The organism is Arthrobacter sp. B0427-1-12 (genome assembly GCF_059092905.1).
Genome location: NZ_JBNHIC010000002.1, coordinates 257035 through 269907 on the forward strand (window position 1 = coordinate 257035; position 12873 = coordinate 269907).

Consider the following 12873-nt stretch of genomic DNA (forward strand, 5'->3'; position numbering starts at 1 on the left):
CGAGCAGGAGGGCCCCGGCAATGCCGGGGCCCTCCTGCGTTGCCGCAACCGGCTAGGGGGTGAAAATGAAGTCCCTCAACTTGCCGAGAACGATGTTGCGCTCAAGATGGCTAAAGTGAAACTCGCGTCCGCGTGTCCCCATTCCAGCACGCTCGTCGGCGGACATGGCGTGCAGCTTCTTGATATTGAGCGTCAGCGCCTGTGCATCGCCGGCCGGCCCCACGAGGCCGCACTGCGCATCCTCCGCGACCATCTGCTGGACCTCTCCGTCCATGGCCAGCACCAGGGGTTTGCCGGAAGCGATGTAGGACAGAACCTTGGCCGGGATCGTGGCCTCCAGCAGATCGCTCTTGACCAGGCAGCCCACAAGGGCATCGGCTACTCCGGTGTAGCGCGGAATGTCCGTGACGGGCCGCTGGCCCTCGAAGTGGAAGCTGTCCCGCAGCCCCAGGCGCTCGACGTCGGCTTCCACGGCGGAACGGCTCATGCCGTCTCCGACGATGATCCAGCGAATGTCATTGTAGCCGTCCGCCTTGAGCGCGGCTGCAGCCTCCAGAATGGTGTCGAATGACTGCGCGGGGCTGATATTTCCGGTGAAGACGATGTTGAAGCCGTCGTTGAATCTGCCCGCGAGTTCCGGATCGTGGACGTCCTGCTCATAGAGTTTCTCGCATGCCTGGGGCAGGACCGCTACCCGGTCCTCGGGCAGGCCGGAGATCTCAAGCAGCCGCTCCTTCATCAGGTGGGACAGGACGATGATCCTGTCGACGTTGCGGTAGTGCCAGTGGGACACCCACTTGGCCACCTTCCTGAGGGACCGGTTGTTCACGGTCATGACAGAGAAAAGGTTCTCCGGCCATAGGTCGAGCACATACATTGACGTCGGTATGCGGCGGATCTTGCCCAGCAGTATTCCGGTGATCGACATCATCACGGGGGAGAGCTGGTAGAGGAAGATACGGTCATACCGGCCGAACAGCAGCCGCGGCAACTGGAATAGGCTCGTGAACGGAAACGAGACGTAGTTCAGGAAAATCCGAAGGCTGGAATTGCTCTTCCGGGGGATTTCGGGGGAACGCCGGATCTTGATGCCGTTGTGATCCTGCCGGTAGGGGCCCTTCAGGGAGTAACCCGGGAAGAACTGTCCTTCAGGGTAGTTGGGCAGTCCGCAGACCACCTCGACGTCGAGGCCGCTTTCAACGAAGTAGTCGCACATGTCATTGATGCGGAACGACTCCGGCCAGAAATGCTGGCAGACGACCAGGATCCTATTTTTCTCAGCCAATGCTGGCACCTTCTGTTTCGGGGTTCGATCAGGACAGCCGATAGTGCGGATAGAGGGCTGCGTGCGACTCAATCCAGGACCGCATGCCTTCAACCATCGTCGGGTATGACGGGACGGTAAAGTCGAAGTCTTGGCGGGTGTTTGCCAGGGTCTTGTCCACGGACAGCCGGGAGTCGGGCGCTATGTCGATGTCCGTCCGGCCGAAGACGTCCCGGAAGATCTCCAGTAGGGAGAACTTCGAGATAGTGCCGTCCGGGACAAGGTGGTAGAGACCAGTCAGGCCCTGGTCCAGGGCTGAATTGATGCCGCGGGCCAGCTCAATCGTGGTGATGCCGTTCCAGAAGGCTTTGTCGAAGCCGCTGATCCGGCCGGTCTGCGCATAGAACCAGTTGAACAGGCCGGCTCCGTTCAGGCTCAGGTCCGGGCCGATAAGCGACATCCGGAAGGTCAGATCCTTGTCGTTGCGGATTTCCCCCAGCGCCTTGGACCGGTCGTAGAAGGATACGCCATCGTACGGCGCGTCTTCCCGGTAGGGTGCCTTGTGCCCCGAGTAGACGCAGTCGGTGCTGAGGTGGACCAGCCGGGTTGAAGCATCGTGGTAGCGCCGTTCCAGCAGGTGCGGAAAGTAGCCGTTGACGTAGGCTGCCAGATCCGGCCGCAGGGCGCTCTGCTGGATCAACAGGCCGATGCAGTTGACGACGGCGTCGTATTCGGGCGCGGATTCCAGGAAGCCGTGCAGGGCCGCCTGGTCCGTGATGTCGAGCAGGGTGGTGGCGTTGTCCAGCCGGCTGCGCCCGCTCACGGTATCCACGGAATGGCCCTGTTCCCTCAAATAGAGGGAGACAACGTGGCCGGCCATGCCGCTGGCACCGAATACGAGTACTTTCACTGGGCTATTGCCTCAGCTCCGGCCAGCAGATCCTGCATGTAATCGGTGGTCTTGATCTTTTCGATCACTTCACCGACCGTGAGGCGGGTCGTGTTATGGGATGTGTACTCCTCCACCACGTCAGCGTCGGAGTCACCGTTTTCGAAGTACTTGCCGTAGTTCAGGTCCCGTGTGTCAGCCGGCACCCGGAAGTAGTCCCCGAGATCGACGGACTTGGCCCGCTCTTCGGTGGTCAGCAGTGTTTCGTGGGCCTTTTCGCCATGCCGGGTTCCGATGATCTTGATCTCGGCCTCGGGCTGCAGGATCTGCCGCATGGCTTCGGCCAGGTCGCCGATGGTGGACGCCGGGGACTTCTGGACGAAGAGATCGCCCTGCTGCGCATGCTGGAAGGCGAACAGCACCAGTTCGACGGCTTCATCCAGGTTCATCAGGAAGCGGGTCATGTTGGGATCGGTGATGGTGATCGGACGGCCCGTGCGGATCTGGTCCGCGAACAGGGGGATCACCGAACCGCGGGAGGCCATGACATTGCCGTAGCGGGTGCAGGCGATCAGCGTCTTGTCCGGGTCGACGTTCCGCGACTTGGCGATGACAACCTTCTCCATCATGGCCTTGGAGGTGCCCATCGCGTTGATGGGATAGGCGGCCTTGTCCGTGGACAGGCAGACGACGCGCTTGACGCCCTCGTCGATCGCGGCAGTCAGGACGTTGTCGGTGCCGAGCACGTTGGTGCGGACCGCCTCCATGGGGAAGAACTCGCAGGACGGGACCTGCTTGAGTGCCGCTGCATGGAAAATGAAGTCGACGCCGCGGACGGCTTCGCGGACGCTTTCCAGGTTGCGGACATCGCCGATGTAGAACTTCAGCTTGTCATTGTGGAAAGCCTTCCGCATGTCATCCTGCTTTTTCTCATCGCGGGAGAAAATGCGGATTTCACCGATATCCGTGTGTAGAAAGTGCTTCAGTACCGCATTGCCGAACGATCCGGTTCCGCCGGTAATTAGCAGTGTCTTGTCCCTGAACAACAGATCTCCTCAGCGATAGAAAATTGCGTCGAACGCCAGACCTCCGGCTTCGCCTGTTCGATGATATCAGCGAGTGCAGCGCAATCCCGGGGTTCCGGAGACAGCTGTGGCGTTTCAGCATCGGGGGTGTCCACCGCGTAAACTCGGTTGCATGGACTCTCCTCAACGCCGCGTCTTGGTCATCATGCCCGCATGGAACGAAGCCGAAACCGTCGGCAGCACCGTTCGGGAGATCCGGGACCTGGCCTTGGGGTACGACGTTCTGGTGGTCGATGACGGTTCGGCCGACGGTACCGCCCGGATCGCAGAGCGGGCGGGGGCGACGGTCCTGCAGCTTCCCTTCAATATGGGAGTCGGCGGCGCAATGCGGGCCGGATTCAAGTATGCGGACCGGAACGGCTATGACACGGTGATCCAGGTGGACGCGGACGGACAGCACAATCCGGCGGACATCGGACTCGTCCTCTCCGGCCTGGAAAGGGCGGACATTTCGATCGGTGCACGCTTCGCGGACCGCGGGGACTATTCCGTGTCCGGGCCCCGCAAATGGGCCATGGTCCTTCTGGCCAAAGTGATTTCCGCGCTCGCCGGGACTAAGCTGACCGACGTTACCTCGGGATTCCGCGCCGCGAACAGCCGCGCCATCGCCCAGTACATTGACCATTATCCGGCCGAATATTTGGGGGATACGATCGACTCCCTAGTCGTTGCCATCAAGTCCGGTTGCACTGTCACCCAGGTTCCGGTTGCCATGCGGCCCCGGCAGGGCGGCCAGCCCAGCCACAACCCGTTCAAGGCGGCCATCTACCTGCTGCGGTCCGTTTTCGCCCTGGGCTTCGCGATGACCCGCAGCCGGTCGACGGTGCTGGCGGAAGGTACCACGTCATGACGGTGGGTGCATTCATCTTTGCCCTGCTGACCATGGCGCTGGTGCTGGAGCTGGTACGGAGGAAGAAATTCCGGGAAAAATACGCGGCCTTGTGGCTGATCATCGGCACCAGTGCGCTGGTGCTCGCGGGGTTCCCCAATCTGCTCGCCATCGTCAGCGACTTCCTGGGAGTGCAGGTCGCCTCCAACCTCCTTTTTGCGCTGTGCATCGTGCTGCTGCTCGGAGTGTGCCTGCACCTGTCCTGGGAACTGTCGGTCACGGAGGACGAAATCCGTGTCTTGGCCGAGGAAGTGGCGATCCTTAAGTCCACGGTCGGGCGATTGCAGTCGGGCGCCGGCGCTGCCAGCCACGGCAGCGAACCGACGGACGAATAACGACGGCTAGGCGGCCGGAACGAGTGCCCGGGGCCGGGAGCCGATCGCGGCCGCGTGGACGGCGATGCCAAGCAGCGGGCCGGCCGTGAGGCTGAGGACGCACCGGACTTCAATCGAGGCAGGCAGCCACAGCAGGCCCAGCGACAGGGCGGTGGCCAGCAGCCATCCGGAGGAAAAGGACCGGTGCTTGCCCAGAGCCATGGCAGCGGTTCCGGACAGCGTCAGGACCGCGATCAGGACGGCGGCGATCATCAGGACGCCAAGCACCCAGCCCTCGACGTAGTAGTCCGGGCCGAAGATTAGCATCATCAATGCCGGGCCGATCCACGCCGCCAGCACCGCACCCACCAGCCCGATGCCCGCCAGGAGCCCGACGGGGCGCAGGAGCGCACGCCATCCCCGGCCGCCGGGCTGCATGACCGCGGTAATCGCTACACCTTGGAATGCCTGAAGCGGAATCATGATCGGCGCGCGTGTCATCGAAATGGCCAGCAGCAGCGGTGCCGCCTGTGCGTATTCTTCGGCCGTTGAACTGATGTTGACCAGGATGGGAAATCCGACCATGAGGGCGGCCGACGAGCCAGCCGACAGCATGGCGTGGGAGGTGTTGCGCAACAGCCGGCCAGCTGGTACTTCTGCCCGCGCCGTCGCGGCGCGGCGTGACGGCGCGGACAGCAGCAGCATGAGCGGCCAGACGACGACGGTGACCAGTACGGCGAGTTCGATGCCGATCAGCGGGGCCGACAGCAGCGCCGCAGCGGTGATGGCAGCCATGCGGAGCAAGGACTCGAAGGACACCATCTGGGCCAGGGTGGACCACGCGCCCTGGCCCTGTACGGATCCGGCCTGCGCGCAATGGCCGGCGTACATCACCGCGCTGGCCGCGAGGGCGGCCACGATGATTGCCGAGTGTTCCGGGAAAATAAAGGCGCCGAGGAGGGGCCCGAGCGCGAGAACGGCCAGCGCCACGGCGCCGCCGATCAGAAGGGCGGTGGGGAGGATCCGTGCGCCGCGTCCGGTTTCGCCCGAGCCGCAGAGGAGACCGGCCCGGACGGCACGTGTAGATTCGGCCTGGATGCCGCCGAGGACTCCGTAGATAAAGAAGAACGCCGCCCAGAAGGACAGGAACTGGGCGTTGTCTTCCAGGCTCAGTGACCGGCTGGCGACGAAGAGGATGATGATCCCTGCTGCCGCTGAGAGCAGCGAGGCCAAGCCCACACCGGAAGCCGCTTTCGCCTTAATGCCCGCAGCCGGTGCTGCTGTATCCGGTTTCATGTCTGGGCCGTCGCCTGAACTGACCAATATCCCTGCCTCTTAAGAATGTCGAGTGATTACATCCTAACGGCGGAGAACTCTCCGCCTGTCGTGCGCTTAACCTCCGAGGGCCTCCCGCATTGCGCGGAAGGCCCTCGGATTCAGCAGGGAGTCAACCTGTCGGCCGCATCATGCCCAGGTGACGCCCCGGGAGGCGGTCCAAGTCACTCTGGCCCGCTGGAAGGCCTGGGTGCAGACACCGCTGGCATTGCAGGTTTCGCTGCTGGTCGGGATACCCCATTCTCCGCCGGCCCCGCCCTTGGAGATCCACGCATTGCCGATGGCTCCGGGCGTGAAGACCGACGTCACGCCGCGGGAAGGAGTCCAGACAGCCTGCTGGCGCTGGAACGCCTGGATGCAGTAGGTGCTGTTGCAGGTTTCCTGGCTCGTAGGAATACCCCAAGTACCGTTGGCGCCGCCGCTGGCCCGCCAGGTGGTGGCGATCCCGCCGTGGTTGTAGATCGTCTTGATGCCGCCGGTAGGGGTCCAGTAGGCACTGTAGCTGCGGAAGGTTTGGTAGCAGTAACCGTTGGTGCAGGTTTCGTTGTTCGTCGGCAGGCCCCACGTGCCGGTGGCTCCGCCGCTGGCACGCCAGGCGCTGCCGATGGCGCCGGGCAGATACACCGACTTCACGCCGTCGGCCGGGGTCCAATAGGCGTTCTGCCGCTGGAAGGTCACCGAGCAGTAACCGTTGGCGCAGCTTTCGTTGCTCGTGGGAATGCCCCAGACACCGCCGGCCCCGCCGTTGGCCAGCCAGGCACTGCCGATGGCCCCCGGCATGTAGATGGACTTGACGCCGCCGATGGATGTCCAGTACGCCGCCTGCCGTTCAAAGTTGATGTTGCAGTAGCCGTTGGTACAGCTTTCGTTGTTGGTGGGGATTCCCCAAATGCCGGTGGCTCCGCCGTTGGCGCGCCAGGTGTTGGCGATGGCTCCGTGGTTGTAGATCGACTTGACGCCGCGGGCGGCGGTCCAGTACGCGCTGTGGTTCCGGAACGTCTGGTAGGAGTAGTGCCCGCCGGATGTTTCATTGTTCGTGGGTACTCCCCAAGGCCCCGATGCGCCCCCTGCGGCACGCCACGCATTGGCAATGGCCCCGTGGTTGTAGACGATCTTGACCCCGTCTGCAGGTGTCCAGTAGGCGCTGTAGTTCTGGAACGTCTGGTAGCAGTAGTCAGCCAGGCAGCTTTCATTGTTGGTGGGCCGTCCCCAGCTGCCGTTGTTGCCGCCCGATGCCAACCAGGCTTGGCCGATGGCGCCGGGTGTGTAGACAGTGTAGCCGCCGCCGGCCGCGCTGCCGCCGCGCGCGAACGCTGCAAGTTCGTTCAGGGTGCCGTGCCACAGGTTGGAATCCCCGATGAACGGACCCGTGCTGGAGTACTGCCAGACGTGGAACTTGCTCCAGCCACCCGGGATCACTACCCGCTCCGGGCCGAACTCATAGCCGGCGGCGGGGTAGGCCGCGATATGCAGCGGATGGTCGGCGAACGCGGTGGTGTTGCCGGTGCACCGCTGCCACCAATCGGCGGTGGTGTAGATCATTGGGACCCGCCCGGTGCGGGCCTTGATGGTGTTGGAGAAATCCCGGATCCAGCTGTTCATCTGGGATGCGCTCATGTTGAAGCAGATATTGCCCAAGGATGAGTACGGGTTGTACTCGATGTCGAGCAGCGGGGGCATGGTCCAGCCATCGGCCGTCCAGCTGCCGCCGTTGTCAACGAAGTAGTTCGCCTGAACGGCACCGGAGGACGCGCTGGGCAGGGCGAAGTGGTAGGCGCCGCGGGTAATCCCCACCGATCGTGCACCGTCGTACTGCTGCCCGAAGTAGTCGCTGCGGAAGTTGTGCCCCTCGGTGGCCTTGACATAAGCGAACTTGACGTTCTGGCGGACCTGAGCCGGCCAGTCGACGTTGCCCTGCCAGCCGCTGACATCGATGCCCTGGACGCCGGGCGGCATCCAGTTGCCGGCCATGGGTGCCATGACGGACTGCGGTGCCGATAGGGTGGAGGACATCGTGGAAATGTCCATGCCGCCTGAACCTGAGCCGTCCGAAGCCGAGGTTCCCGCTGCCGACGGGGAGGATGCGCCGGTCTCCGGCCTTGGATCAGAGCCGGGCTCCGAATTGGGGTCCGTGGATTCGGTGACCTGCTGCGGATCCGCGCCCTCCTGGATACGCTCCAGGCCCTGGCCCATGCTGGCGCCCAGGCGGCCCATTTCCTTCTCAAGTTCGGCCAGTGCTTCGTCTGAAACGAGGGCTCCCGGCGGTACTTCGACGTCGGCCGGCGGGTCCGGGACTGCGGCAGGCGCGGAGGGATCGGCGGGAGCCGGCGACGGAGCGGGTGCCTGGGTCGCCGGTGCAACGGAAGGCTGGGCGGGCGTCTGCGAAGGCGGCGTTTGCGCTGGCGCGGATGTTACGCCGGGTGTCGAAGGCGCCGGCAGCGGCGCGGCGAAAGAGGGAAGGGAACTCGTCAGCAGGACACCTGTTAGGGTTGCTGCGGCCCACAAATGGCTGCGATGTTTCATGCAAACTCCGGGGTTGCGGGCCTTGGAAACACAGAGACGGCCCGAGGGTCCCTAGCAGGATAGCGGAATGTTACCCGTGTGACCATTGTGAAATGGGTGAATGGAGTGGAGACACGCCGTGTTCATCCTGCGGTCATCGGTCCGACGCTTCCGAGGGGCACGATTCATCTTTTTCGGTATCGAGGGAAGGAACCACTCCGGTGAAGGTTGCAGTCCTGGCTGATGTCGGCCAGTCCGTTTACCACGTCGGCGACGAGGCCATGGGCCATGCAGCAGCCGACGAAATCCGGCGGCGCGGCATCGACACGGTGGTCATGCTGTCAAGAAACCCGGAGCAAACCCGTGCTCTCTTCGGCACGGAGTCGGCCAGGACTTTCGAATTCCCCTGGCCCTCCGTCCTGCGGGAGGCGTACCTGACGGAAGTGTCCCGGGCGCTGCAGGGAGATACCGGAGCCTTGCCGCCGCACGACCAGGCGTGGGGAATCTTCCGCACCATCGAATCCTGCGACGCTGTTTTGATCGCCGGCGGCGGCAATATGAATTCCACCTACGGCTGGCTCCTCTATGAACGCGCCGCCATCGCACGGATTGCAAGGCATTACGGCAAGCCGCTGGTCGTCTCCGGACAGACGCTGGGGCCGGCATTGATCGGTCCCGATGCCGAGGTGCTGGGCGACCTGCTCCGGTCAGCGGAACTGGTGGGTGTGCGCGAAAGCGCCTCGCACGCCGCCGCCCGCGGGCTGGGCCTGCAGCCCGGCCGGCTGGTGGCCGGCCTCGACGACGCATCGTTCATGACGAACGGTGACACGGCGAACCCCGGAACCGGCACCGGGCCGTACATAGTTGCCACTTTCGCCCCTGGCACGGGGGACATGGAAGACAGCGCTTACTTCGCGCAGGTGGCTGCCGTGCTGGACGACCTGGCGGAGCTGTCGGGCCTGCGGATCCTGTTCCTGCCCCACATGAGTCGTGAGGGCCAGCCGGATGTCGACGTCGAAGCCCACCGCCGCATCATCGCCGCCATGGGTTCGTCCCGCGTGGAGTCCCTGCCGGTGCCGACCGCGCGGGAGGCCGCGGCCATCACCGCGGCTGCCGAGCTGGTGGTCACATCCCGGTACCATCCGGTGGTTTTTGCCGCGGACGGTTCCGTACCGGTGGTTGGCCTGGGTGTCGACCACTACAGCGACGTCCGGCTCCGCGGCGCCATGGGCAACTGGGGGATCGAGGGTCTCGCGGTTCCGCTGCCGTCGCTGTCGACCGGCGGATTCGGGCAGGCGGTCCGGGAAGCCTGGCAGCGGCGGCCGGAGATTTCCGGTCATCTGCAGGCGATCCGCAATCAAAGGCGGGACGAGGCAGGCGCGTGGTGGGACGCCGTCGTACGCGTTTTGCAGGGCGGGCAGGCACCGTCGGTTCCGGACCTGGCCACGGTACCGCAGCTGGAGTTCGACGGCGGCTGGGCGGCTGAGGCAGCCGCAGTCCGTCCGATGTTCACTTCCCTGGGGCAGCGCCTGGCGCTTGCCGACCTGGAACTGGAGCGCGAACGCGACCTGCGCCGCGGTGCCGACGAGACGGTCGGCCGGCTGCGGACGGAAGTGGAGTCGCTGCGCGGCTCGCGTGCTTACCGCGCGGCGGACGCGGCACGGCGGGTGGCCGGTAGGATCAAACGGTGAGCAAGGAAGGTACCGCCGTGCCCTCGGCGAATGTCGCAATTGTCATGCGGACCAGGAACCGTCCCGTCCTGCTGGACCGGGCGGTCCGTGACGTCCTGGCGCAAAGTTATCGGGACTGGGTGCTGCTGATCGTCAACGACGGCGGCAGCCAGCCGGAAGTGGACGACGTTGTCCGCCGCCATGGCGAGGCGGCCGGCGGCCGGATCCATGTCCTGCACAACGCGGAATCGGTCGGAATGGAGGCTGCCTCGAACCAGGGTATCCGCGCCACCGGGTCCGTATATATCGCCGTCCATGACGACGATGACGAATGGCGCCCGGATTTCCTGGAGACCACGGTTGGCTACCTGGAGGATTCAGCCGACCAGGGGGTCATGGTCCGCACCGAAATCGTTTACGAACGCGTCGACGGCGACCGGATCGAAGTGACCGGACGCGAAATCTTTGCCGCCGACGTCCACGAGATCACGCTGTTCGACCTGCTCCGCTACAACCGCGGCGTGCCGATCTCTTTCCTGTACCGGCGCCGCGTCCACGACGCCATCGGCTACTACGACGAGGCCCTTCCCGCCGTCGGGGACTGGGAATTCCACCTTCGCTTCCTGCGCGAGTACAGCATCGGCTTCATCGACGGCGAACCGCGCGCTTACTGGAACCAGCGCCGCGAGGCCACAGGGGACCTGGGCAACAGCGTCATTTCCCGGGACGAGGAACACCGCAAGTACGACCTGCTGGTGCGCGAACGCTACCTGAAGGAGTACACGGACAAGCACGGCCTGGGCGCTCTGCTGTACCTGACGAAGCTGCAGGACCGCCATGTGCACGATTACCATCAGCGCACCAACTTCGGTGAAGCGCGGCTGCAGGAAATCATCGATTCGCTGCGCGAGATGAACGGCCGCCTGGAGCGGCTGGAGGCGGCGGTCAGCGACGCCAGCCTGGTGAGCCTGCTGCGGCGGCGGTACCGGCGGCTGAAGGGGCGGATCTTCGACCGGCGCGGCTGAAGGCCGTCGCCTCGTACCATCTGGAAGCGGCTTCGGCCCCGGTCCTTGCGGACCGGAGCCGAAGCTCTAAGGGCTGTGTTTGCCTCAGCAGGTGTTGCCTAGACGGTGGTAGCGTCCGCTGCCGGTGCCTCCTCCACGGGCGACTCTTCCGCCGGGGCTTCGTCGGCCGGGGCAGGAACCGCCGGGGTGGTTTCCGGAACCGGCAGAGTACCGAACAGGGCGTTCCAGCGGAACATGAAGGCCGCCATCGCGTCCCGGTTCACAGGGGATACCGGACGGAACGTGCCGTCATCGAAGCCGGTGGTGATTCCGGTCGACTCAAGCCAGGTGATCTCCTTGTAGAACTGGTTGTCCGTCGTGACGTCCGGGAAGGGCGAGACGTCCGGCGCCGTGAACTCCGGCGAACCGGCAAGCCGGTATAGGAACGCGGCCATGGCGTCGCGGTTGACAGGCTGCAGGTACCGGTAGGTGTTATCCGGGAAACCGGTGCTGATGCCCTGATCCGCCAGCCAGGAAATCTCCTTATAGAACTGGTTGTTCGTGCCCAGGTCGGCGAACGGCGATGTGGCCGGTGCCGCGAAGGCTGGGGAGCCCTTCAACCGGTACATGAAGGCCGCCATGGCATCCCGGTTGACCGGGGTGACGGGCTGGAAGGTGCCGTTCGGGAAGCCGGTGGAGACTCCCTGCTCCTTCAGCCAGCTGATTTCGTTGAAGAACTGGTTCGACGGTGCAACGTCCGTGAAGGGCGCCGCCGGACCGGCAATCTTGCCTTGGATAGCGAAGAGGTCGGTCTCCATGGTCAGGCCCGGGCCTTCCACGCGGAAGAAGTTCGTGTCATACGGGCTGCCGACGACGGTATGCGGTACATTCGGATCCCCGATGTGGCCGGCGGGAGCACCGGATTCCCAGCGCAGGAACGGGCCGACGCGCCCGTTCAGTGCCCGGTCGAAGGCAGCCGGTGCGCAGGGGATGTCGAAGCAACCCATGTCCTCGGTGACGTTGATTTCCCCGCCGCCATCGCCGTCGTCCTCCGCTACGAACCGGTCGACGCCGTAGGGATGGGTGACCGTATAGGTTTGGCCGGCCTGCAGGCCGTCGATGCGGATGCGCAGCCGTGAGAAGGCAACCTGCTCGCCGTCAACGACAGCTTCCGAAGCGCCGCCCCATGCTGCTTCCTGGGCCATGACCAGCAGCGCATTGACGGTGCCGTTGGTCATGTCCGCTTCGCCGGCCCACCAGAAGGCTTCACCGGGGAAGTTGTCCGGGAACGATACCGGCTGCCCGGGATCCGGTGTCTCCGCTACCGCCAGACAGAGGGGGTCGTCAAGGCAAAGCTCGAGCCGGACGGGAGCCAGGCCGTTGGCTGGATCGCCCTTGTCTTCGTACCACTGCGGGTATCCGTGTACCGGATCCACTGGACCGGTGACCGCCAGCCCGTTCTGGGGTGTCGGCTCGGAAATGGTTTCGGCACCCGCGGGAACCGCGAGCACCGGGGCAAGCAGGGCAGCGCTGGCCGCCCCTATAAAAATCCGACGCGCGTTCCGCCGTGGACCATCTTGGGCCCGGCGGTGGCGTAGTTGAACAGCTGTCATTGGTGCCATCTCCCCAATCGGTGATTTGTCAGGAACACCGCAATATCCCCAGCGATGTGTCCCGCTGCCACTGTGCGCTTCCGGACTTGGGAAAAACCTTGAACCTGCGCGCCTGGGGTGGCCGTCGCTTCAGGCAGGCATGGTTGCGGGGGGAAGACGCAGGGGGGGGGGGAGGGGGGGGGGGAGGGGGGGGGGGGAGGGGGGGGGGGGAGGGGGGCGGCGCCCCCCCCCCCACAGACCCAGCAACAGAACAACACCACACACCCCTCACAGGCCTCTCCCCAAAAGACGCAGAACGTTTTGCTGGT

Annotated in this window: 10 protein-coding genes; 4 read left to right on the top strand and 6 right to left on the bottom strand. The window is 64.7% G+C overall.

All coding sequences use genetic code 11. From position 1 onward, the window contains the following. Positions 1-52 precede the first annotated feature (52 nt). From AC5RWU_RS03360 to AC5RWU_RS03370, 3 genes are read right to left on the bottom strand one after another with little or no spacing between them, the layout of a single operon-like run. Positions 53-1285, bottom strand: coding sequence for a glycosyltransferase family 4 protein (locus AC5RWU_RS03360; protein ID WP_494027953.1), 1233 nt, complete (start codon positions 1283-1285; stop codon positions 53-55). Positions 1286-1313: 28 nt separating this feature from the next. Continuing rightward, complete coding sequence (locus AC5RWU_RS03365; RefSeq protein WP_494027952.1) at positions 1314-2174, bottom strand: SDR family oxidoreductase; 861 nt, start codon at positions 2172-2174, stop codon at positions 1314-1316. Further along, a complete protein-coding gene (locus tag AC5RWU_RS03370) occupies positions 2171-3199 on the bottom strand; it encodes a polysaccharide biosynthesis protein (RefSeq protein WP_494027951.1) in 1029 nt (342 codons plus the stop codon). Before AC5RWU_RS03370 ends, AC5RWU_RS03365 begins: the two co-directional genes overlap by 4 nt. A 151-nt stretch (positions 3200-3350) precedes the next feature. Between AC5RWU_RS03370 and AC5RWU_RS03375 the strand changes: the two genes are divergently transcribed. Continuing rightward, positions 3351-4088, top strand: a complete 738-nt coding sequence (locus AC5RWU_RS03375) for a glycosyltransferase family 2 protein (protein ID WP_494027950.1) — start codon at positions 3351-3353, stop codon at positions 4086-4088. Further along, positions 4085-4462 (top strand): DUF2304 domain-containing protein, encoded by a 378-nt coding sequence (locus tag AC5RWU_RS03380; RefSeq protein WP_494027949.1) that lies wholly within the window; start codon positions 4085-4087, stop codon positions 4460-4462. The genes AC5RWU_RS03375 and AC5RWU_RS03380 overlap by 4 nt, the downstream gene beginning before the upstream one ends. A gap of 6 nt (positions 4463-4468) precedes the next feature. On the opposite strand, the gene AC5RWU_RS03385 is transcribed toward AC5RWU_RS03380, so the two are convergent. Both AC5RWU_RS03385 and AC5RWU_RS03390 read right to left on the bottom strand, forming a co-directional pair. Then, positions 4469-5737 (bottom strand): polysaccharide biosynthesis protein, encoded by a 1269-nt coding sequence (locus AC5RWU_RS03385; RefSeq protein ID WP_494027948.1) that lies wholly within the window; start codon positions 5735-5737, stop codon positions 4469-4471. Positions 5738-5905: 168 nt separating this feature from the next. Further along, positions 5906-8299: a GH25 family lysozyme gene (locus AC5RWU_RS03390; RefSeq protein ID WP_494027947.1), complete on the bottom strand. Its 2394-nt coding sequence runs from the start codon at positions 8297-8299 to the stop codon at positions 5906-5908. A 200-nt stretch (positions 8300-8499) separates the two neighbouring features. Here AC5RWU_RS03390 and AC5RWU_RS03395 point away from each other — a divergent pair, with 200 nt between their 5' ends. Both AC5RWU_RS03395 and AC5RWU_RS03400 read left to right on the top strand, forming a co-directional pair. Further along, entirely contained in the window at positions 8500-9969 is a 1470-nt protein-coding gene (locus AC5RWU_RS03395; RefSeq protein WP_494027946.1) for a polysaccharide pyruvyl transferase family protein, read from the top strand. After that, entirely contained in the window at positions 9966-10973 is a 1008-nt protein-coding gene (locus tag AC5RWU_RS03400) for a glycosyltransferase family 2 protein (protein WP_494027945.1), read from the top strand. The genes AC5RWU_RS03395 and AC5RWU_RS03400 overlap by 4 nt, the downstream gene beginning before the upstream one ends. A 98-nt stretch (positions 10974-11071) precedes the next feature. Here AC5RWU_RS03400 and AC5RWU_RS03405 read toward each other — a convergent pair whose 3' ends face one another. Further along, positions 11072-11791 carry an S-layer homology domain-containing protein gene (locus tag AC5RWU_RS03405; RefSeq protein ID WP_494036901.1) on the bottom strand — a complete coding sequence of 240 codons (720 nt, stop codon included), beginning with the start codon at positions 11789-11791 and terminating at the stop codon, positions 11072-11074. Positions 11792-12873 lie beyond the last annotated feature (1082 nt).